Source organism: Streptomyces sp. SID13726, from assembly GCF_010548375.1.
In the GTDB taxonomy this organism is placed as follows: Bacteria; Actinomycetota; Actinomycetes; order Streptomycetales; family Streptomycetaceae; genus Streptomyces.
Genome location: NZ_JAAGLY010000009.1, coordinates 244,212 through 265,544 on the forward strand (window position 1 = coordinate 244,212; position 21,333 = coordinate 265,544).

The following is a 21,333-nucleotide window of genomic DNA, read 5'->3' on the forward strand; positions in this document are numbered from 1 at the left end:
CTCGCTCCTCTTTCACTGTGCGGGCGGGGCCAGGACGAGCAGGGCCGTCCCCGCCTCCACCTGGTCGCCGGGCCGGGCCAGGATCTCCGTGACCACGCCGTCCGCCGGCGCGTGCACCCTGGACTCCATCTTCATCGCTTCCAGGGCGAGGAGCGGCTGGCCGGCGCTCACCTCGTCGCCCGGCTCGACGTTCAACTGCCATACGGAGGCCGCGAACTCGGCCTCGATCAGCCGACCGCCCGGCGGCACCGTCACCTCGGCCGCCGTGACCGCTGGGGCGGTGGCCGCCTCGGCCCTCGCGAACTCGCCCGCCGCCTCCCAGGCGTCCCGCTCCGCCGCGAACGCCGTCTGCTGGCGTGCCCTGAACTCCCCGATGGAATCGGCGTGTTCGGCCAGGAATTCCTGGTACTCGGCGAGCGAGAAGGTGCCCTCCTCGATCCGCGGCACGAAGCGTCCGGACGTGATGTCGGCGCGCAGCTCCAGGAGTTCGTCCGCGGCCACCGGATACCACTTGATCCGGTCGAAGAAGCGCAGCAGCCACGGCGAGCCCGGCTCGAACGCGCCGCGCTGCTGCCAGGGCGACCACACCTGGGTCGTACGGCCCACGAACTGGTAGCCGCCGGGGCCCTCCATGCCGTAGACGCAGAGATACGCCCCGCCGATGCCGACCGAGTTCTCGGCGGTCCAGGTGCGTGCGGGGTTGTACTTCGTGGTCACCAGGCGGTGGCGCGGGTCGAGCGGGGTGGCCACGGGGGCGCCCAAGTAGACGTCTCCCAGGCCCAGTACGAGGTATTCCGCGTCGAAGACCGTGTCGTAGACGTCGGTCACCGACTCCAGGCCGTTGACGCGGCGGATGAACTCGATGTTCCACGGGCACCAGGGCGCGTCGTCGCGGACGCCCGCCATGTAGCGGGCGATCGCCTCCCGGGTGGCCGGGTCGTCCCAGGAGAGGGGGAGGTGGACCGTGCGGGAGGGGACGATTAGCTCGTCGGAGGGCGGGAGGGAGGCGGTGATCTCCCGTACCGCGCTGAGGAGTTCGGGCTGGGGGAGACGGTTCGGGTCCGTCTGGATCTGTAGGGAGCGGATGCCGGGGGTGAGGTCGGTGATGCCCTCCGGGCCGTGCTCGGCCACCGCCTCCATCAGCGCGTGGACCCGCATGCGGAGGGCCAGGTCCAGCTGCATGGGGCCGAATTCGACCAGCAGGTTGTCGTCGCCGCTGCGGCGGTAGGTCACGTCGCCGTCGCGGGCGAGGATGCCGCCGTCCACGATGGCGGGCCGCGCCGAGCCGTCCGTGGTCACCGGGACGAAGCGCACGGTGTCGCCCGGGCGCAGCTGCCCCAGTTTCCAGCGCTCGGTGCTGATCACGGTCGCCGGGCACACGAACCCGCCCAGCGAAGGGCCGTCCGGGCCCAGCAGCACCGGCATGTCGCCCGTGTAGTCGACGGCGCCGACCGAGTACGGGGTGTCGTGGATGTTGGACGGGTGCAGGCCCGCCTCGCCGCCGTCGGTGCGGGCCCAGCGGGGCTTGGGGCCGACCAGGCGGACGCCGGTGCGGGCCGAGTTGAAGTGGACCTTCCAGTCGGCGGCGTAGAAGTCGCGGATGTCGTCCTCGGTGAAGAACTCCGGGGCGGCGTGGGGGCCTTCGGCGGCGGCGATGTGCCAGGTGGAGGTGTATGAGGGGCGCTCCGGTACGGCCGTACCGTCGGCCTGGCCGCCCCCGTGCAGTACGTCCCCCGTCCGCAGCGCCCGTCCGCCGTGTCCGCCGAAACGGCCCAGCGTGAAGGTGCTCGCGCTGCCGAGGAAGGCCGGGACGTCGAGGCCGCCCGCGAACAGGACGTAGGTGCGCAGGCCGTGTTCGGTGGGGGCGCCGACCTCCAGGACCCCGCCCGAGGGGACGGTCACCGGCTCCCACTGCGGGACCGGTGCGCCGTCCACGGTGACCGGGGCCGGGGCGCCCGTCACACAGACGGTGGTGGGGTGGCTGAACCTCAACGACGGGCCCTGCAAGGTGCATTCGAGACCCGGGGCGCCCTCCGGATTGCCGAGGGCGGTGTTGCCGAGCCGGAAGGAGCGGTCGTCCATCGGGCCGCACGGGGGGACGCCGACCTGCCAGTAGCCGGTGCGCCCCGGCCAGTCCTGGACCGTGGTGAGGGTGCCGGAGGCGACCACCTCGACACGCGGGGTGGGGTCCTGGACCTCGGTCAGGGTCGCCGTGGAGTGGGCGGCCGTCCTGAAGTCGGTGTGCGTGAGCGCCGCCCGGACCAGGCCCAGGTTGGTCTCGATGCCGTCGACCCGGGTGCGTTCCAGGGCCTCGTCCAGCCGCTGGAGCGCGTGGGCGCGGTCGGAGCCGTACGCGATGATCTTCGCGAGCATCGGGTCGTACGACGTCGTCACCTCGGTGCCGGTCTCCACCCAGCTGTCGACCCGGACCCCGGTGGGGAACTCGACCCGGGTCAACAGGCCCGCGCTGGGCCGGTGTTCGCGTGAGGGGTCCTCGGCGTAGAGGCGGGCCTCGACGGCGTGGCCGTGCGGTGGGTCCGGCGGGCGGACGACGTCCCGTTCGCCCCGGGCCAGGCGGAGCATCCAGGCGACCAGGTCGACGCCGTAGATCTCCTCGGTGACCGGATGCTCCACCTGGAGGCGGGTGTTGACCTCCAGGAAGTAGGCCTCCTCGCGGGCGGCGTCGTACACGAACTCGACGGTCCCGGCGGAGCGGTAGCCGACCGACGCGCACAAGTCCCGGGCGCTGTCGGTGAGTCGGGTGCGGACATGGTCGGGGAGGCCGGGGGCCGGTGCCTCCTCCAGGACCTTCTGGTTGCGGCGCTGGAGGGAGCAGTCGCGGTCGCCGAAGGCGACGACCCGGCCCTCGCCGTCGCCGAAGACCTGCACCTCCACATGGCGGGCGTGCTCCACGAGCCGTTCCAGGAAGACACCGGCGGAGGAGAAGGAGGCGGCGGCGACGCGCTGCACCCGGTCCCAGGCGTCGGTCAGTTCGGCGGCGGAGCGGCAGGCCGACATGCCGATGCCGCCGCCACCGCCGGTCGCCTTGAGCATGACCGGATAGCCGATGGCCCCGGCTGCCTCCAGGGCCTCTTCGGGTGAAGCCAGCAGGCCGGTGCCCGGCGCCAGGGGCACTCCGGCCGCCTCCGCCGCCGCCCGTGCCGTGTGCTTCGCGCCGAACAGCTCCAGCTGTCCGGGCGTCGGGCCGACGAACACGATGCCCGCGTCCTCGCAGCGGCGGGCGAAGGCGGCGTCCTCGGACAGGAAGCCGTAGCCGGGGTGGATCGCGCCGGCGCCCGTGTCCTTCGCCGCCTTCAGCACCAGGTCGGCGTCGAGGTACGACTCCTTCGCGGGCGCCGGGCCGAGGCGTACGGCCCGGTCGGCGAGGCGGACATGGGGTGCGGAGCGGTCGGCGTCGGAGTACACCGAGACTGTTCTCAGGCCCAGTTGGCGGGCCGTGCGGAGGATGCGGACCGCTATCTCGCCCCGGTTGGCGACCAGGAGGGTGTCGAAGGTCATCCGGTGGCCCCGATCGTCATCTCCACGGCGGTCGGGTCGAAGCCGTTGCAAGGGTTGTTGATCTGGGGGCAGTTGGAGACCAGGACGAGGACGTCCCGCTCGGCGCGCAGGGTGAGGGAGAGGCCCGGGGCGGAGATGCCGTCGACGATGCCGAGGGTGCCGTCCTGCTCCACCGGGACGTTCATGTACCAGTTGATGTTGGAGACCAGGTCGCGCTTGCCGAGGCCGTACTTGGCGCCCTCCGCGAGGAAGTTGTCCACGCAGGCGTGCTGCGACCAGGTGTGATGGCCGTAGCGCAGGGTGTTGGACTCCTTGGAGCAGGCGCCGCCGACGGTGTCGTGGCGGCCCACGTCGTCGGCGGTGACCGTCATCAGCGGGGTGTGCTCGTTCGACATCAGCACACTGCCGGTGGTGAGGAAGATGCCGCCCTGCGCCTGGACGGTGTCGGGGGCGCTGTAGCGGACCGACGTGTCGTGGGCGTCGTAGACGAGGAAGTCGACGGCCTGGTTGCCGTGCAGGTCGGTGACGGTGAGCGAGTCGCCCTCGCGGACGACGGACGACCAGGCGGCGCGGGCCGGGACCACTGTCGTGCCGCGCGTGTCCTCGATCTTCATGCGCGTCCCTTCGAGGCGAGGAGTTCGGCGGTGTTGAGGAAGGCGCGGCGGCCTTCGGGGGTGGCGTCCCAGAGCGGGTCGCCGGGGCGGGTGGGGGCGACGCGCCAGGCGAGCACCTCCAGGGGTGTGCTCGTGTAGGCGGGGCGCGGGTCAGCGGGGTGCGGGACGTTCGCGATCAGTACGGTCACGTCCTGCTCGGCACGGAGGGTGACGGCGGCGCCGGGGCCTTCGGAGCCGGTGAAGTCGAGGGTGCCGTCCTCGCGGATCCTGACGCCCTGGAAGAAGGAGAGGGACGGGGGCAGGTCGCGGGGTTCGAGGCCGTTCTTCGCGGCGGCCAGCTTGAACAGTTCGCGGCCGGCGGGGGAGGGGCTCTGGGGGGTGCCGTCGCCGTAGCGGAGGGTGTTGCTGACCAGGGTGGAGGTGCCGCACAGGGTGTCGTGCCGGCCGGAGGTGTCCGCCACGACACTGGCCAGGACGCGGCCCTGGTCGGAGAGGAGGAGGTGGCCCTCGCCGAGGTAGGCGTTCCACTGGACCTTGACCGTGTCGGCGACGTTCAGGCGTTCCCAGGGGCGGTCCTGCGCGTACAGGAGGAGGTGGGCGCAGGCGTCTCCGCGCAGGTCGGTGAGGCGGAGTTCGGTGCCGCGGGCCAGGAGGCGGTGGGTGTAGTTGCCGCCCGCGACGGTCTCGGCCCACACCAGGTCGCCGGACCCGGGGGAGGGGGTCGGCCAGTCGGTGGCGGGGACCACGGGCATGGCCTCGGCGCGGGTGCCGTCCTGGGCCCTGGCGTGGTCTCGGGCTCCGTACGTGGTCTCTGTGGCCATCTCGGGACCTCCGGCTCCGGTGATTTCTGTCGCTCGACAGAAATTAGGGGCGGGGTTGGTCGGGGGGATTGCCCGGGTGTTGCCGGTCGGTTACTGGGGGCTCACGGGGGGTGTGGCGGGGTGCTGCTTCGGGGGCGGGGTGGTGGGGGTGATTGCGATCACTCTGGGTCCGGCGTGGTCTTTCGTGGGTTGGTCGGGATCGGGCTGGCTCGGTCGTGCTCTGTCGGGGGCGGTCGTAGGTGCCCTGGGCTGGTTGCGGTCGGTCCGGGCGAGTCGTGGTCTCCCCTTCCGGGAGGCCGTGGTTGTCCTGGGTTGGTTGCGGTCGTTCCCGGCGGGTCGTGGTCCGCCCTCTTCAGGGAGGTCGTGGTTGCCCTGGGCTGGTCGCGGCCTTCCCTGGTCGGTTGCGGTTGCCCTGGGCTGGTCGTGGTCGTTCCGGGCGAGTGGTGGCCCCCCAGGTTGGTCGTCGTCGCCCCGGTCTGGGCGTGGTCGTTCCGGGCGAGTGGTAGCCCCCGGGTCGGTCGTCGTTGCCCCGGTCTGGTCGTGGTCGTTCCAGGCGAGTCGCGGCCCCCAGGTTGGCCGCGGTCGCCCCGGGCTGGTCCGCGGTTGCCCCAGGCGAGTCGTGGCGCCCCAGGCTGGACGTGGTTGCCCCGGCCCGGCCGACGTCTCTCCAGGCAGGCCGCGGCCACCCCGGCGCTCAGGAAGATCACCCGCCCGCCGCCGAGATCCCCCGTGTGCGAGGATCGAACGCATGGGTACGACAGGTGGTGCGGCGGAGCCGGGGCGGCGGGTCGGCAGGCCTCGTGCCGCTCGGCGGCCGGACAGCGGGCTCGCGCCGCGGGCGGAACTCCTCGTCGCCGCGGCCGAGTTGTTCACCACCCTCGGATACGCCGCCACCAGCACCCGGGCCGTCGCCGAGCGGGCCGGTATGCGCCAGGCGTCCATGTACCACTACGTCTCCGGCAAGGAGGAACTGCTCGGCGAGCTGCTGGAGTCCACCGTCACCCCCTCGTTGGCGTACGCCCGTGAGCTGCTCGCCGACGACGCGGTACCGGCGCAGGCGCGGCTGTGGGAGCTGTGCCGCGCGGACGTGGAGGTGCTGTGCGGGGGGCCGTACAACCTCGGCGGGCTCTATCTGCTGCCCGAGGTGCGTACCGAGCGGTTCGCCGGGTTCCATGCCGTGCGCGCCGAACTCAAGGACGCCTACCGGCAGTTGATCGCCGCGACACCCGCCGGCGGCGCCCTCGCCAAGAGCGAGCTGGATCTCCGTACGGACCTGCTGTTCGGTCTGATCGAGGGCGTGATCCTCGTTCACCGCTCCGATCCCGAGCGCCCGGTCTCCGTGTTCGCGGAGGCGACCGCGGACGCCGCGCTGCGCATCGCGGGAGTCTGACCCCGCCCCTGCCCCGCCCCGGTCCGGCACCCGACCGGAACGCGATCTTCACCCGCCTCGGTGAGCCGCTCTCGAACGCCCGTACCCCGTAACTCACCGTGTGTGAATAGTTTCTCAGCGTTCAAATGGGCCGAGGGTACTCCAGTCCTGATGTCCGTTTCAGGTGCTTGCTGAATATGACACGGCGATGATCCGGTCGGACTAAGCTCGCCCGCAGCGCACCGAGTTGATGTGTATTCGTGCGCTTGTTCCCTATATGTGCGACTCCCCCGTCGATACGTCTCAGAGGGCCCTCATGGTGAGTGTTCAGTCCCCCCCAGGACGGCGTGAACTGCCGTATGCGCGCGTGCTGTTGCTCCCCGCCATAGTCATGGCCGCGGCGACCGGGGCCGCCGTCGCGGCAGTGCGGCAACCAGCCCGGACCGCCGTCGGTCTCTGCGGTGCCGTCGCCACGCTGCTGGTGATCGCGGTGGCGGCGGAGGCCGTTCGCCGCGGTCGCGAACTGCGCGACCAGCGCCTCGAACACGCCCGTCAGACCGCGCGTCTCCAGCAGCGCATCGCCGACCACGACCGGGAACTGACCCGGTTCGCCAAGGAGGTCGCGCCCACCGCGCTGGACCGGATGCGGCGCGGAAGTTCCCCCGGAGAGGTGATTCGCCGCCTCGGCGAGATCGACCCCGCGTGGGACGGCCTGCCCGAGTCACAGCTCAGCGTGCTCAAGACGGTGCTCAACATCGTCGACACCGAGGAGATCATGCGCGACGCCGCGCAGCGCTCCTTCGTGAACATCGCCCGCCGCGTGCAGGCCATCGTCCACCAACAGGCAAACGAACTCCGGGAGATGGAGGAGGACCACGGCCGCAACCCCGAGGTCTTCGACGACCTCCTGCGGATCGACCACGGCACCGCGCTGATCGGCCGGCTCGCCGACTCCATCTCCGTCCTCGGCGGCGGCCGCCCCGGCCGGCAGTGGCCCGAGCCCGTCGCGCTCTACAGCGTGCTGCGCGGCGCCATGTCCCGGATCCTGGAGTACCGGCGCATCGACCTGTCGTCGATCGCCAAGGTCAACGTCAAGGGCACCGCCGTCGAGCCGGTCATCCACGCCGCGGCCGAACTCCTCGACAACGCCACGCGCTACTCCCCGCCCCAGAGCAAGGTGCATGTCACCGCCACCGAGGTGCAGACCGGCGTCTGCATCGAGATCGAGGACGCCGGCGTCAGCCTCAGCGAGGAGGCTCGGCTGCGGGCCGAGGGCATGCTGGAGCGGGCCAAGGCGGGCGTCGACTTCCAGGACCTCGGCGAGTCGCCGCGCCTCGGCCTCGCCGTCGTGGGCCGGCTCTGCCAGGCGTACGACATGCAGGTCTCGCTGCGTGCCTCCGCGTACGGCGGCGTCCGCGCGATCCTCGTCGTGCCGAGCGACATGCTCACCGACGAGCCCGGCGTCGGACTCGCCCACGGCATCGGCGCCACCGCCGTGCCCAAGGCCGAACTGGGCGCGCTGCCCGGCCCCAAGCGCACCATCAAGAAGCGCCGCCCCACCAGCCCCAAGTTCACGACACCGGTGTCCATGGAGGACGACGTCCCCGAGGTCACCGAGTGGACGGCGGGCGGACTTCCGCAGCGCCGCAGCCGGGTCAAGACCTCGCTCACCCAGCGCTACGCCGAGCAGGCCGAGATCGAACGCGCCGAGCGGGAAGGCCGCCCGACCATCTGGTCGACGGCCCGGCGCGAACCCGAGCCCGAGCCGAAGCCGGACGACACCCCGCCGGGGCTGTGGGTCCAGGCGTTCATGGACGGCCTCAAGCGCCCCACCTCTTCCGCAGTCACCCAGCCGACCGACGAACCGGCCCGTACCGAGGCCGAAGACGAGGGGAACCTCAAGTGATCCAGCAGCGAGGCAACTTCGACTGGATGCTCCAGGACCTCGCCAAAGGCGTACCGGGCATCCAGATGATCGTGGTGCTCTCCGCCGACGGCCTGCGCATCGCCCGGCACGGCGGCGACCCGGACACCGCCGACCGCGTCGCCGCGGCCTGCGCGGGCCTGCAGAGCCTGGCGGGCGCCGTCGCCGGGGAGATCCCGGGCAGCGACGGCAAGATGAAGATGGTCCTCATCGAGATCCACGGGGGCTACTTCTACCTGATGGCCGCCGGGCCCAACGCCTATCTCGCGGTGCTCTCCGACATCATCACCGAACCCGGCCACATGAGCGCTCGCATGAGCGATCTGGTCGTCCGCATCGGCGCGCACCTCACCAGCCCGCCCAGGCGCAACGGGCAGACCGTATGACTCCTCCGCAACGCCGACGGCGCTTCCCCAAGGCCGGCCCCGAACCGGCCCCGCAACCCGAGCAGGAGGGCCAGGACCCACCCGAGGGACGGAAGAAGAACCCCGAGCGGCTGTACGTCATCACCGGACCCGACGGGGCTCAGCGCTCGGAACTCGACCTGGTCACGTTAATCGTGGCGCACGCCGACCCACCGCCCTCCGCCACGCCTGAGCAGGCGGCGCTGCTCAGGCTCTGCACGGCTCCCCTGTCCGTGGCCGAACTGTCCGCCTATCTCAGCCTGCCGTTCAGCGTGGTGACCGTCCTGCTCACCGAGCTGCTGACGGCCGAACTGGTGACGGCGCGCGCCCCTGTGATCCGCCAGGCGCTGGCCGACCGTTCCCTCCTCGAAGCGGTGATGCATGGACTTCAAAGGCTCTGACACCATTCCCGGTCCACGGACCGAGGACCACCTGCCCCACACCGCCGAGGCCGCGGTGAAGATCGTCATCGTCGGCGGCTTCGGCGTCGGCAAGACGACCATGGTCGGCTCGGTCAGCGAGATCAAACCGCTGACCACCGAGGAGACCATGACCCAGGCCGGCATCGGGGTCGACGACAACTACGGTTCCGAGACCAAGACGGCCACCACCGTGGCCATGGACTTCGGCCGCATCAGCATCACCGAGCAGCTGGTGCTCTATCTGTTCGGCACCCCCGGCCAGGAACGCTTCTGGTTCCTCTGGAACGGCCTGTTCGAAGGCGCGCTCGGCGCGGTGGTCCTGGTGGACACCCGCCGCCTCGAAGTCAGCTTCGACGTCATGGGCCGGCTGGAGGAGCGGGGCGTCCCCTTCGTCGTAGCCGTCAACACCTTCCCCGACGGCCCCCGCCACCCCGTCGAGGACCTGCGCACCGCGCTCGACCTCAGCCCGGACATCCCGATCGTCGAGTGCGACGCCCGCCGGCGGGCCTCCAGCCGGGATGTGCTGATGACGCTGTTGCAGTTCCTTCATTCGCTGGCGGTGGAGAAGGCTCCGGCGTGAGCCGTACGACGGCCGGCCGAGCGAAACGGCCCCGCCGACGGAAACGGCCCGCCGACCGAACCCGCCCACTTCCCCCGCACCAGATCGACCTCAGTTTTCGGAGCGACCATCGTGACGCCTGAACCGCACACCCCGGCCGGCACGTTCGACCCGACGGCCGCCCCGCCCGGCTGCCCCGCGCACGACCTCGGCCCCGGCGGGCTGCGACGGCTGTACGGCCCCTCAGCGGCGGACCTCGAAACCGTGTACGAGCAACTCCGCGCCGAGCACGGAAGCGTGGCCCCCGCCATGCTCCACGACGACGTGCCGATCTGGGTGGTGCTCGGCCACAGCGAGAGCATGCACATGCTGCGCAGCCCCTCGCACTACAGCCGCGACACCCGGCTGTGGAGCCCCATGCAGGACGGCACGGTCAAACCGGACCACCCGATGATGCCGCACCTCGCCTGGCAGCCGCTGTGCTCCCACGCGGAGGGCGACGAGCACCTGCGGCTGCGCGGCGCGGTCACCGGCGCCATCTCCACCATCAACCACCGCGGAATCCGCCGGCACATCAACCGCGCGACCCAGCACCTCGTCAACAAGTTCTGCGAGACGGGCGGCGCCGACCTGGTCAGCCAGTTCGCCGAGCGGCTGCCGATGATGGTCATGTGCGAGATCTTCGGCATGCCGGACGAGTACAACGACCGGCTGGTGGAGGCCGCCCGCGACCTGCCCAAGGGCACCGAGACGGCCATCGAGAGCAACGCGTACATCATGGACGTCCTCACGCGGCTCACCGTCCGCCGCCGGGCGGCACCCGAGGAGGACTTCACCAGCCACCTCATCAACCACCCCGCACGGCTCACCGACGAGGAGGTCAGCCAGCACCTGCGCCTGATCCTCATCGTCGCCTACGAGAGCACCGCCAACCTCCTCGCCAACGTGCTGCGGGTGGTGCTCACCGACCCCCGCTTCCGCGCCCAGCTCAACGGCGGCCAGATGACGGTGCCCCAGGCGGTCGAGCAGTCCATGTGGGACGAGCCGCCGTTCAGCGCCATCCTCGGCTACTTCGCCAAGCAGGACACGGAGTTGGGGGGCCAGCGCATCCGCAAGGGCGACGGACTCCTCATGGGGATCGCGCCGGGCAACGTCGACCCGCGGGTCCGCCCCGACACCAGGGCCAACATGCAGGGCAACCGCTCCCACCTCGCCTTCAGCGGCGGTCCCCACGAGTGCCCGGGCCAGGACATCGGCCGTGCCATCGCCGACGTAGGCGTCGACGCGCTGCTGACCCGTCTTCCCGACGCGGAACTCGCATGCGGGGAGGACGAGTTGGAGTGGCAGGAGACCATCTCCAACCGCCATCTGGTGGACCTGCCGGTGAAGTTCGCGCCCAAGCCCCAGCAGGACGTCATGGAGCGCCCCTCGCATCCGGTGCCGTCGCAGCGCGCCAACGACTGGAAGATCAGCACACCCCTCCCGGAGCCGGCCGCTCCGGCGCCCGTCGAACCGGAGCCCGCGCCGACGCCCGAACCGGCCGCCAGGCTCGGGGTGGTTCAGCGCCTCCTGCGCTGGTGGCGCGGTGACTGAGCGGACCGGCGGCGGGGCTAGGGCTGCCCGGCGGCCCACTCCTCGTACGACGACCAGGCCCGCAGCTTCCGCGAGCTGGTGAACCGGTGCTCGCGCCCCGTGACCGGATCGGTGAACTCCAGTACTCGCGCCAGCAGTTGGAGCGGACGCCGGAAGTCGCCGGCCGGCACGGGGTCGGCCACCACCGGGTACAGGGGATCGCCGAGGATCGGCACCCCGAGGGTGCTCATGTGCACCCTCAGCTGGTGGGTCTGCCCGGTGCTCGGTGTCAGCCGGTACCGGGCGCGCCCGTCGTGGTGCTCCAGCAGCTCGACCCGGCTGACGGCATTGGGCTCGCCCTCGATCTCGCGGGCCGCCAGGATTCCGCGCTCCTTGAGGATCCGGCTGCGCACGGTCCGCGGCAGGGCCAGGGCGGGGTCGTACGGGGCCACCGCCTCGTACTCCTTCGCCACCCGCCGGTCCCGGAACAGCGCCTGGTACGCGCCGCGTTCCTCGGGCCGCACGGTGAACAGCACCAGCCCGGCCGTGAGCCGGTCCAGCCGGTGCGCGGCGCCCAGCGCGGGGATGTCCAGCTCCCGGCGCAACCGGGCCAGAGCCGTCTCCACGACATGGCTGCCGCGCGGGGTGGTGGCCAGGAAGTGCGGCTTGTCGGCCACCACCACGTGCTCGTCCCGGTGGACGACGTCGATCGCGAACGGAACCCGCTCCTCGGCGCGCAGCTCCCGGTGGAACCACACGAACATCCCCGGCGCGTACGCCGTGTCGAACCGCACCGGACGCCCGGCGGCGTCCACGATCCGCCCCTCCTCCAGCATCCCGTCGATCACCTCGGCCCCGGCCGCGAGCCGAGCCACGAGGTGATCCCGCACGGTCGCCGAGGCGTCACCGAACGGCAGCCGCACCCGTACCGGATCGATCCCGTCGCGCTGGGGCAGGGGAGAAGGGGGAGGCGGGGTGCGTCGGCTCATCACGATCAAGCCTACGACGGGGAGGCCCGGGCCGGGTGCCCGGAGCCCGGTGCTCAGGGGATGGCCTCCGCTCCGTTCCTGCCGGAGAACAGCGTGTTCCGGTCCCGCGCGTCCGCCGCGCAGGCGAGCGCCAGCCGCTGGAGTTCCGTCACGTCGAAGTGGGCGTCCCAGCGGCCGCGCAGCCACCCGCGCACGATGGTCGAGCTGTCGGCGTACAGCCGGTCGAACTCCGGCCCGATGTCCACCGGACCCGCCTGGTCGGTGCAGTCGCACCCGCCCGCGGAGTAGTAGCGGGCCAGCCCCGGCGCGTACGTCCACTCCATGCTCGGGCGCAGCCGCCTGCGTACGACCGTCTCGGTGCCGTCGTGCACCCGCTCCCGGCCCCCTCGCGCGTACAGGCAGGTGCCCACCACGAAGCCCGCCACCACGCGCTGCCACTGCGCTCCGCCGACCGCGCAGGTGTGGCTCAGGCAGACCTCCAGGATGTCCCAGAGCTGTTCGATGTCGGGCAGGCGCAGGGCCAGGTTGTTGCGGTTGCCGTTGTCGGTGTCACGGCCCTGGTCGATCAGGTCGTGAGCGAGGACGGCGACCATCGTGGCCTCGTCCACGAGGTCCTGGTACCGCTCCGAGAGATCGTCCTGGACGGTGTATATGTGCACCCCGATGTCGGCGCCCCTGATCCGGATGTACTCCTCGGGGCTGAAGAGATCGGGCAGTTGGAGAATTCCGGTCAGGTTGTCGACGAGCTGGACGGCCCCGCACTCCACCTGCGCGGCGACCATCAGTTCGCCCTCGGGCCCGTGCAATCGGACGCATTCCCGGGAGGCGGCCACCGCGTCCCGGGCGAGCCGGCCGATCTCCGCCACCTTTGGTGTGGTCCCGGCGTAGTACTCGCTGATTCCGGCCAGAACTCCCCACAGGAAAGTGGTCCTCGCCTCGAGAGCGGAACTCGATTCCGGTGCGGTGCACAGAGCGGTGAAGAGCCCCGCCATCTCCATCGCGAACGAATAGTGGCCCTTGCCGCCCAGGGCCCGCCGGCACCACTGCTCGGCCCGGTCGACGGAGAGTTCGGCCCGGACCCCGATCAGCGGCGGGCTCTCCGCGCCCCGCATCAGCCGGTCGCACGCGAGGGTCAACAGCCCGCCCGTGTCCCTGCCCAGCAGGGTCTGCCAGTTCACCTTCGCCTGTTCGCGGCGGAGCAGGGCGCGCACGGCCTCGAGACCAGCGGACCGGACCGCGCCGAGATGCGAGCTGGGCGAACCCAGCACGGAGCGGCTGGCGTTGGTGGTCTCCGCCTTGATCGCATGGCAGAGCATTCCGGCCAATGCCATGGCATCGGGATCGGAGAGAAGGGAGTCGACCGAATTCCGCCACCGCGAAGGTTCGAGAATCGGTGCGACCTGACCAGGAGTTCCGGGACTCACGGCGCCCGGCAGGCTCGCCAGATCACTCATCCGACGCCCCCGTTTCCCGGAGCCCGCCTCCTCCTGTGCCCGTATGTTCGTGCATCGAGGCGTGCGACGAAAGTCGAGGAAAACGCCCCATCGCGTACGTCCACGCGTAAGGTATCGGGGACGAGGTTATGCGCATCGTGCTGATCTCCCGTCGCGTATTCAAGACCTGGTGACAGCAGTCCCTTTCAGGTCCTTCGGCTTGGGCAGAACACGGAACCGGTGCGTTCCCGGGGAGTTCGGGCAGTGGGTGGGCGCGTGCCCGATCAGAGGAACGGCCCGGGCGATCCGCCTGGAGCAGAGCGATTCATGATGCCCTCCGAGTGGCGGAGCCGACCAAGTCCATGAACTGCATGTGGTGTTCCGTACGCCGCGCCCGCAGCGTGGCTGAACTCGTGCACGAACCAGGCCTCGTCGACTGCGCGCCGGGCGGTGTCGTCGGCCGTGGCCTTCGGACGGCTGCCGGGCGGTGCGGAGGATCGGTGGCCACCACCACCCCGACAGCGTTGTCGGCGGCGAGGTCGTGGATCATCCCTACCTTCCAGTGCCACCGGGCGATTAGTCAACTGTGCAACGGGTCAGCGGTGGTGGGAGGCGCCGGTGCGGACGAGCGCGCGGGGCGCTCACGTTCTCGGTGAGGTCCCGGAGAGGCCGACGGGTGGGAGGCGGTCGCCGTTCCCGGGCGGATGGGCACCGGTGCACCACCACACCGACCGCGTCGGCGCGCTGCGCGGGGCACGGTCCGGACACGTACCGCCGGTCGTCGCAGGCATCCGGCCACCACCCTCACGGGCTCAGGTGCGACACCGCTCATGCCCGCAATCCACCCTGACAGCCCAGCACTTCGCACCTTGCGACGATTTCCGGCCGCGGGAAAGGGGGCGCAGCCCCGGCGCACGAAGCGGACCCCCAGGCCGCCGGATGCACGGCAGCGCGTTCCGGCCAGCCGGTGCGCTACGGGTACCACCCCCGACTGCGCCGGTCGGGAAGGGAGTGCGCCGCAGTGAGCCGTTCCTCAACGGCGGTCGGGGCGGGGCTTGTTGAGGGTGCCGCAATCCCTTGTCGGCCGACTGCCGCCCCGGACCGGACCCGGACCGGACCCGCCCTGCCCCGGACCGGACCAGCCTCGGACCGGACCCGCCCCGCGCCCCCAATCCGCGCCCCGCCCCCTAAGCAGCAGCCGTACGCCTCCGCACCGCCCTCCAAGCCACTCCCAGGATCAGGGTCGCCGCCAGGAACAGCACCGTGAACCACTGGAAGTACCAGTGCCCGCCCGCCGGGTCGTACACCTCTGCCCGCGGCCAGGCCAGGTTGACGGTCATGAAGAGGCCGTAGAGGAGGGCGAGGGCGTTGACCGGGATGCCCCAGCGGCCCAGGGAGAACAGGCGGGCGCCCTTCTCGTCCGTGCCGGTCGTGGTGAAGCCGCCCCTCACGCGGCGGATCAGCAGGGGGCCGGTGACCATCGCGTAGGCCAGGTACAGCATCACGATGCAGGTGGTGCCGATGGCCAGGAAGGCTTCAGGGGACGCGAAGTTGAGGAGGAGCAGGGCCGCCGCGAGGGTGCCGACGACCAGGGCGGGAGCGCTGGGCATGCCGGTGCGGGGGTTGACGTGGGCGAGCCGTTTCGCGAAGGGGAGCTGGCCGTCGCGGGCCATGGAGAAGAGCATGCGGCAGGCCGCCGTCTGGATGGCGAGGGTGGCCACCGCGATCGCGATCACCACGTCGGCCAGCAGGAGCTTGCCGACGCCGTCGCCCAGGCTGCTGGTGAGGACGTAGCTGAGGCCGTCCACCGCCAGCCTGCCGTCGGTGAGGCTGGGGGCCGCCAGGAGGCCGCCCAGGACGATCAGACCGCCGAGCAGGCCGGCCGTGGCCAGCGCGGTGAGGATCGTGCGGGGTGCCGTGCGGCGCGGGTCGCGGGTCTCCTCGCTCATCTCACCGGCGCTGTCGAAGCCGATCATCACGTAGGCCGCCGTGAAGGAGCCGACCAGCAGGGCGCCGAACAGGCCGGACTGGGCCGCGCCCTCGGTGTGGAAGGTGATGGTCGGAGTGCGCTCGGAGTGGGTCAGCAGCAGCACGACGATCAGGACCGCGCCGATGATCTCGGCGGTGACGCCGACCCGGTTGATCACGGACATCACGCGGTTGTCCACGACGTTCACGAGAGTCGTCAGGACCAGCAGGACCACGCCCAGGACCGCCGCGTTCGCCGCGCCGTCCGCCGAGGTGGGGGCCGGGTCGGTGCCGACCAGCTGGAAGCCGGACCAGATCGCCGGCAGGACCATCTGGAGGGCCAGCGCCGCCGCCGAGACGACCACGATCTGCCCGATCACCATGATCCAGCCGGCGAACCAGCCGAAGGTGAGGTTGGAGAGACGGGACGACCACTGGTAGATCGCGCCGGAGATCGGGTAGCGCGCCGCGAGTTCGGCGAAGCAGGCCGCCACCAGGAGCTGTCCGAGCAGCACCGCCGGCCAGGCCCAGAAGAAGACGGGGCCGCCGAACGCGTACCCGAAGGCGAAGAACTGGAAGACGGTCGTCAGGACCGAGATGAAGGAGAACCCGGCGGCGAAGGACGCGTACCGGCCCAGGCTGCGGTGCAGCTCCTGGCGGTAGCCGAACTCGGCGAGGGAGCGGTCGTCGGGGGAGTGCGGTGGATCGGGACGGACCTCGGTCGTCGTCACGGCGGGCACCTGCCTTCGGCGGCATGAGGGCGGAGGAGCGGAACAGCGGTGCGGGCGCAGAATTCCTGTCGGGCGACAGAAATTAGGGAGGCGCTGTTTCGGGTGCGTGACGCGGGCATGTCGAAGCCGCTCCTAAGTCCTCACGCCGTTGCGCGGATCCCCGATACGCGATACATCGTGTCTATTGACGGTCTGTCGCAACTCGCGATATGTTCGGCTACGGATATTCGGATGCGAGGTGAATCGGACATGCGGCGTCGCAAGCTCCGCAACCCCCTGGCGCTCGCCGTGCTCTCGGTGCTGTGGCAGAAGCCGATGCACCCCTACGAGATCGCTCAGACCCTGCGCCGCCAGGGCAAGGACTCCAGCACGAAGATCAACTACGGCTCGCTCTACACAGTCGTGCAGAGCCTCCAGAAGCACGGCTTCGTCGAGGTCACGGACGTGGAGCGGCAGGGCAACCGGCCCGAGCGGACCGTCTACGGCATCACCGAGGCGGGCCGCCAGGAGACCGTCGAGTGGATGTCGGACCTGGTCGCCTTCCCGGTCAAGGAGTTCCCGATCTTCGAGACCGCGCTCTCCCTGCTCGGCGTGCTGCACCCCGACGAGGTGGTGCCCTTGCTGGAGGAGCGGCTCGACGCCCTGGAGGTTCAACTCGCCAGCGGCCGGGGCGCGTTGGAGAAGCTCTACGAGACACTGCCCCGGCTCTTCCTCGTGGAGAACGAATACCAGCTCCACATGGTCGAGGCGGAGGCGGAGTGGGTCCGCGGCTTCCTCGACGAGCTCAGAAAGGGCACGCTGTCCGGCATCGAGGAGTGGAAGTCGTTCCACCCGTCGTGACCTGACCAAGAACAGGCCCCGGCACGGCTGTTGGAGCAGCCCGCCGGGGCCTCGAACCCCGAACTGAATCCGCCCTGAGGCACATCCAGGAGATCGAGGTGCGGCACACCCAGGATAACCGGGTGCTCCTCGGGCGGATCAGTCGTCATCCCTTCACCGATCCGCTCACCCAGGAGAGCAGCTGCCATGAGCACCCGTGCGCCCGCGATCGAGGCGCGTCAACTGATCAAGACCTACGGCGGTGAGGTCACCGCCCTCAACGGCATCGACGTCGTCGTCGAGCGGGGCAGCGTCTTCGGCCTCCTCGGCCCGAACGGCGCCGGCAAGTCCACCACCGTCAAGATCCTCACCACCCTGGCCCGCCCCGACTCCGGCACGGCCACCGTCGCGGGCCACGACGTGCTGGCCCACCCGGACCGGGTCCGCCGGGCCATCGGCGTGGTCGCCCAGGGCTCCGGCGCCGACCCGGTTGCCACCGGCCGCGAGAACCTCCGGCTCCAGGGCAGGCTCTACGGCTTGAAGGGCGCCGCACTCGAATCGCGGGTGGACGAACTGCTGGAGCGGTTCACGCTCACCGACGCGGCCCGGCGCCCGGTCAAGGGCTACTCCGGCGGAATGCGCCGCCGCCTCGATGTCGCCCTCGGTCTGGTGCACCGGCCCGAGGTGCTCTTCCTCGACGAGCCGACCACCGGCCTCGACCCCGAGGCCCGCAGCGCGATGTGGGACGAGATCGGCCGGCTCGCGGGGGAGGGGGGCCTGACGATCCTGCTCACCACGCACTACCTGGAGGAGGCCGACCGGCTCGCCGAACGGGTCGCCGTGGTCGACCGGGGGCGCGTCGTCGTCGAGGGCACCCCGGACGCGCTCAAGGGCGAACTGCGCGGTGACGCCGTGCACTTGGAGCTGCGCGAGGCACCCGGCGAGGCGGGCCGCACCCTCCTCACCGGCGCCCTGCGCGCGGTGCCCGGCGTCCACGAGGTGCTGGCCGACGGACACCGCGTCAGCGTCCGCGCCGACGACGGAGCCGCCGCCGTACCCGCACTGCTCGCCGCGCTGGAGCGGGCCGGGGTCAAGGTCGCCACCGCGACCGTCGCCCGCCCTTCCCTGGACGACGTCTACCTGCGCTACGCGGGCCGCCGTTACTCGGACGCCGAAGACCTGGTGGGTGCCCGATGAGCACCGCCGTCACCCAGACCTGGTACATGACGCAGCGTCAACTCATGGTGTTCGTCAGGCAGCCCGCCTACGCGATCATCACCCTGATCCAGCCGGTGATCTGGCTGTTCCTGTTCGGCAGCCTCTTCAAGAAGGTCGTCGAGCTGGGCGGCTTCGGCACCACCTCGTATCTCGACTACCTGGTGCCGGGCGTGGTCGTGATGAGCGCGCTCAGCTCCAACATGTGGGCGGGGATGGGCACGCTGGAGGAGATCCAGCGCGGCACCCTCGACCGCTTCCTGACCACACCGGTCAGCCGGGCCGCGCTGATGAACGGCAACGTCGTCAACAACGGCCTGGTCACCGCGTTCCAGTCGGTCGTCATCGTGCTGCTCGGGCTCCTTGGCGGCGCCGACTACCCGGGCGGTGTCACCGGGATCGTCGTCCTGGTGATCGCCTCGGTGCTGCTGGGCACGGTGTCCGGGGCGCTGTCCAACGCGCTCGGCATGCTGGTGCGCGAGCGGGAGTCGATCATCGGGATCAACACCTTCCTGCTGCTCCCGCTGACGTTCCTGTCCAGCGCCTTCATGGCGCCCTCGCAGATGCCCTCCTGGATGCGGCACATCGCCGACTTCAACCCGCTCAACTGGGCGATGGTGGCGGGCCGTTCGGCCCTGTCCGCCGACCCGGACCGGGGCGCGGTGCTGGGCCGCGGGGGAGCGCTGCTCAGCCTTGCGGTGGTGGCGGTGTGGCTGTCGATCCGGACGTTCAGGTCGTATCAGCGGTCGGTGTGACCTTCATGTCGTGTCGGCTGTCGATCCCGGTCTCCGGGTCGCCCCGGCGATCGGTGTGACCACGCGAAAGGGGCGGCACCCGGAAACCGCCGGAAGGTGCCGCCCCTTTCGTGAACAGATGCCTAAGCGGCCGGTGCCGCCCCTTCCTGCTCCGTCTCGATCCGCGCGTTCCAGTCCCGCTTGGAGGCCTGCCAGCCGTCCTCGTTGTGGCCGAGGCGCCAGTAGCCGGAGATCGACAGGTCCTCGCGCGGGACGCCGTGCTCGATCCGCAGCAGATGGCGCAGCTGCTTCACGAAGTGCGCCTCGCCGTGCACGAAGGCGTGCAGGCGGCCTTCCGGGAAGGACAGCGCGCGCACGGCCTCGACCAGCGGCTCCCCGACCGGCCGGGAGCCGCGGTGCAGCCAGACGACCTCCACGTCGGAGTCGATCTTCTGCTCCTCCTCGGGTCCTGAGACCTCGATGAAGGCGTGCGCCTTGGCGCCGTCGGGCAGCGACTCCAGGGAGCGGGCGATCGCGGGCAGCGCGCTCTCGTCGCCCACGAGGAGATGCCAGTCGGCCGTCAGGTCGGGGGCGTAGGCCCCGCCGGGACCCATGAAGCGCACCGTCTCACCGGGCTGCACCCGCACCGCCCAGGGGCCAGCGAGGCCCTCGTCGCCGTGGATCACGAAGTCCAGGGAGAGTTCGCGGTGTTCGGGGTCCCAGTGGCGCACGGTGTAGGTGCGGGTCACCGGCCACTGCTCGCGCGGGAACTCCTCGCGGATGCGCTGCATGTCGAAGGGCTCGGGGTAGGTGACACCCTCGGCCGGGAACAGGATCTTGACGTAATGGTCGGTGCAGGTGTCCGCCGTGAAGTCGGCGAGTCCGTCGCCGCCGAGCACCACGCGCTGCATGTGCGGGGTGAGGCGTTCGGTGCGGACGACCTGCGCGGAGTGGGGTTTCCGCGGCTTACGTCCCGGTCCTTCTGCCATGGCGGCCTCCCAGTTCCCTATGCTTAGGCTTACCTAAGTTAGCATCAACCCCCCGGTGATGACCCCCCTCACAAGTGGCCTGTCGACCCCTTGTGAAGAATTTTGCTTTCCGCTGGCGAGAATGCCGCTGGCTGAAAGAGAGAACAACGCTTACGGCGCGAGCGTGGTCAGCAGTCGCTGCAATGATCCGCCCAACCCCCACCGGGCTGCCAGCTTCTCCAGCTCGGCCGGGTCGCGCGGCGCCTTCGGAAGGGCCGTCCCGACCGGCGGCAGCGGGACGTCGTCGGCGACCTTGACCACCTTCGGCGCGACCGCGACGTACGGCCGCGACTCGTCCAGCCGCTTGCGCTGCGAGGGCGTCAGCTTCGCCTTCGGGTCGTCCACGGCGGCCATGATCCCGGCCAGGTCCCCGAACTCGGCCAGCAGCTTGGCCGCCGTCTTCTCGCCGATCCCGGGCACCCCCGGCAGGCCGTCGCTCGGGTCGCCGCGCAGCAGCGCCAGATCCGCGTACCCAGGGCCGTCGACGCCATACTTCTCGCGCAGCCACGCCTCGTCGGTCAGCTGGAGGGTGCCGACGCCCTTGAGGGGGTACAGCACCCGCACCCCACGCCCGTCGTCCACCAGCTGGTAGAGGTCGCGGTCGCCGGTGACGATGTCGACCGGGCCCGTCGCCCGCGCGGTGAACGTGCCGATCACGTCGTCCGCCTCGTACCCCGCCACGCCCACGCGCGCGATGCCGAGCGCGTCCAGGACGTCCTCGATGACCGGCACCTGCGGCGACAGCGTGTCCGGCACCTCCTCCTCGTCCGGGCCCGTCGCGCGCTCCTCGGCCACGCGGTGCGCCTTGTAGGAGGGGATGAGATCGACCCGCCACTGCGGCCGCCAGTCGGCGTCCATGCACGCCACGAGCAGGTCGGGTCGGTGGTCCTTGACCAGGCGGTCGATGAATTCGAGGAGGCCGCGCACGGCGTTCACCGGCGTGCCGTCGGGCGCCTTCACCGACTCCGGCACACCGAAGTAGGCACGGAAGTAGAGCGAGGCGGTGTCGAGGAGCATCAGTCGTCCGGTCACGCCTCGCATCATGCCGTACGACACCGACACCGGCCGTCCCCGCTTAACTCGTCCGGCGGGTGTGTGCGTCCTGTGAACTGGACCACCAGGGCGTTTGGCCGAAAGACATCGGGGCAGGCGCGGCCTCGGAGCGAGGCAGGTTGCATCTTCAACTGTTCGCGGCCCTTCGTCTCCCCCAGT

17 protein-coding genes are annotated in these 21,333 nt (G+C 70.9%); 9 read left to right on the forward strand and 8 right to left on the reverse strand.

What is annotated here, in order from left to right; genetic code table 11:
- Positions 1 to 12: 12 nt before the first annotated feature.
- From G3I78_RS25045 to G3I78_RS25055, 3 genes are read right to left on the reverse strand one after another with little or no spacing between them, the layout of a single operon-like run.
- Positions 13 to 3,519: a 5-oxoprolinase/urea amidolyase family protein gene (locus G3I78_RS25045; protein WP_164428320.1), complete on the reverse strand. Its 3,507-nt coding sequence runs from the start codon at positions 3,517 to 3,519 to the stop codon at positions 13 to 15.
- The gene (locus tag G3I78_RS25050) at positions 3,516 to 4,133 is read right to left on the reverse strand and encodes an urea amidolyase associated protein UAAP2 (RefSeq protein ID WP_164428322.1); all 618 of its coding nucleotides are present in this window, start codon (positions 4,131 to 4,133) and stop codon (positions 3,516 to 3,518) included. Before G3I78_RS25050 ends, G3I78_RS25045 begins: the two co-directional genes overlap by 4 nt.
- Positions 4,130 to 4,954 (reverse strand): urea amidolyase associated protein UAAP1, encoded by an 825-nt coding sequence (locus tag G3I78_RS25055; RefSeq protein ID WP_164428324.1) that lies wholly within the window; start codon positions 4,952 to 4,954, stop codon positions 4,130 to 4,132. Before G3I78_RS25055 ends, G3I78_RS25050 begins: the two co-directional genes overlap by 4 nt.
- Positions 4,955 to 5,702: 748 nt before the next feature.
- Between G3I78_RS25055 and G3I78_RS25060 the strand changes: the two genes are divergently transcribed.
- From G3I78_RS25060 to G3I78_RS25085, 6 genes are all read left to right on the forward strand, one after another.
- On the forward strand, positions 5,703 to 6,344 hold the full coding sequence (locus tag G3I78_RS25060) for a TetR/AcrR family transcriptional regulator (protein ID WP_164428326.1): 642 nt from the start codon (positions 5,703 to 5,705) through the stop codon (positions 6,342 to 6,344).
- Between the two features lie 295 nt (positions 6,345 to 6,639).
- The gene (locus G3I78_RS25065) at positions 6,640 to 8,229 is read left to right on the forward strand and encodes a sensor histidine kinase (protein WP_203615466.1); all 1,590 of its coding nucleotides are present in this window, start codon (positions 6,640 to 6,642) and stop codon (positions 8,227 to 8,229) included.
- Positions 8,226 to 8,633: a roadblock/LC7 domain-containing protein gene (locus G3I78_RS25070; RefSeq protein WP_007380839.1), complete on the forward strand. Its 408-nt coding sequence runs from the start codon at positions 8,226 to 8,228 to the stop codon at positions 8,631 to 8,633. The genes G3I78_RS25065 and G3I78_RS25070 overlap by 4 nt, the downstream gene beginning before the upstream one ends.
- The gene (locus tag G3I78_RS25075) at positions 8,630 to 9,052 is read left to right on the forward strand and encodes a DUF742 domain-containing protein (protein WP_164428329.1); all 423 of its coding nucleotides are present in this window, start codon (positions 8,630 to 8,632) and stop codon (positions 9,050 to 9,052) included. Before G3I78_RS25070 ends, G3I78_RS25075 begins: the two co-directional genes overlap by 4 nt.
- On the forward strand, positions 9,033 to 9,653 hold the full coding sequence (locus G3I78_RS25080) for an ATP/GTP-binding protein (RefSeq protein WP_164428331.1): 621 nt from the start codon (positions 9,033 to 9,035) through the stop codon (positions 9,651 to 9,653). Before G3I78_RS25075 ends, G3I78_RS25080 begins: the two co-directional genes overlap by 20 nt.
- 111 nt (positions 9,654 to 9,764) lie before the next feature.
- Positions 9,765 to 11,225 carry a cytochrome P450 gene (locus G3I78_RS25085; RefSeq protein WP_164428333.1) on the forward strand — a complete coding sequence of 487 codons (1,461 nt, stop codon included), beginning with the start codon at positions 9,765 to 9,767 and terminating at the stop codon, positions 11,223 to 11,225.
- A 17-nt stretch (positions 11,226 to 11,242) separates the two neighbouring features.
- Here G3I78_RS25085 and G3I78_RS25090 read toward each other — a convergent pair whose 3' ends face one another.
- From G3I78_RS25090 to G3I78_RS25100, 3 genes are all read right to left on the reverse strand, one after another.
- On the reverse strand, positions 11,243 to 12,193 hold the full coding sequence (locus G3I78_RS25090; protein WP_164428335.1) for an RluA family pseudouridine synthase: 951 nt from the start codon (positions 12,191 to 12,193) through the stop codon (positions 11,243 to 11,245).
- Positions 12,194 to 12,246: 53 nt separating this feature from the next.
- A complete protein-coding gene (locus G3I78_RS25095; protein ID WP_239158023.1) occupies positions 12,247 to 13,524 on the reverse strand; it encodes a hypothetical protein in 1,278 nt (425 codons plus the stop codon).
- Positions 13,525 to 14,813: 1,289 nt separating this feature from the next.
- The gene (locus G3I78_RS25100) at positions 14,814 to 16,325 is read right to left on the reverse strand and encodes an amino acid permease (protein WP_164428339.1); all 1,512 of its coding nucleotides are present in this window, start codon (positions 16,323 to 16,325) and stop codon (positions 14,814 to 14,816) included.
- Between the two features lie 249 nt (positions 16,326 to 16,574).
- Here G3I78_RS25100 and G3I78_RS25105 point away from each other — a divergent pair, with 249 nt between their 5' ends.
- From G3I78_RS25105 to G3I78_RS25115, 3 genes are all read left to right on the forward strand, one after another.
- Positions 16,575 to 17,165 (forward strand): PadR family transcriptional regulator, encoded by a 591-nt coding sequence (locus G3I78_RS25105; protein WP_164428341.1) that lies wholly within the window; start codon positions 16,575 to 16,577, stop codon positions 17,163 to 17,165.
- Between the two features lie 186 nt (positions 17,166 to 17,351).
- A complete protein-coding gene (locus G3I78_RS25110; RefSeq protein ID WP_164428343.1) occupies positions 17,352 to 18,341 on the forward strand; it encodes an ATP-binding cassette domain-containing protein in 990 nt (329 codons plus the stop codon).
- Positions 18,338 to 19,114, forward strand: coding sequence for an ABC transporter permease (locus G3I78_RS25115; RefSeq protein ID WP_164428345.1), 777 nt, complete (start codon positions 18,338 to 18,340; stop codon positions 19,112 to 19,114). The genes G3I78_RS25110 and G3I78_RS25115 overlap by 4 nt, the downstream gene beginning before the upstream one ends.
- Positions 19,115 to 19,236: 122 nt before the next feature.
- On the opposite strand, the gene G3I78_RS25120 is transcribed toward G3I78_RS25115, so the two are convergent.
- Together G3I78_RS25120 and G3I78_RS25125 are read right to left on the reverse strand one after the other, a co-directional pair.
- Positions 19,237 to 20,082, reverse strand: coding sequence for a siderophore-interacting protein (locus G3I78_RS25120; RefSeq protein WP_164428347.1), 846 nt, complete (start codon positions 20,080 to 20,082; stop codon positions 19,237 to 19,239).
- 150 nt (positions 20,083 to 20,232) lie between these two features.
- The gene (locus G3I78_RS25125) at positions 20,233 to 21,162 is read right to left on the reverse strand and encodes a 5'-3' exonuclease (RefSeq protein ID WP_239158035.1); all 930 of its coding nucleotides are present in this window, start codon (positions 21,160 to 21,162) and stop codon (positions 20,233 to 20,235) included.
- Positions 21,163 to 21,333 lie beyond the last annotated feature (171 nt).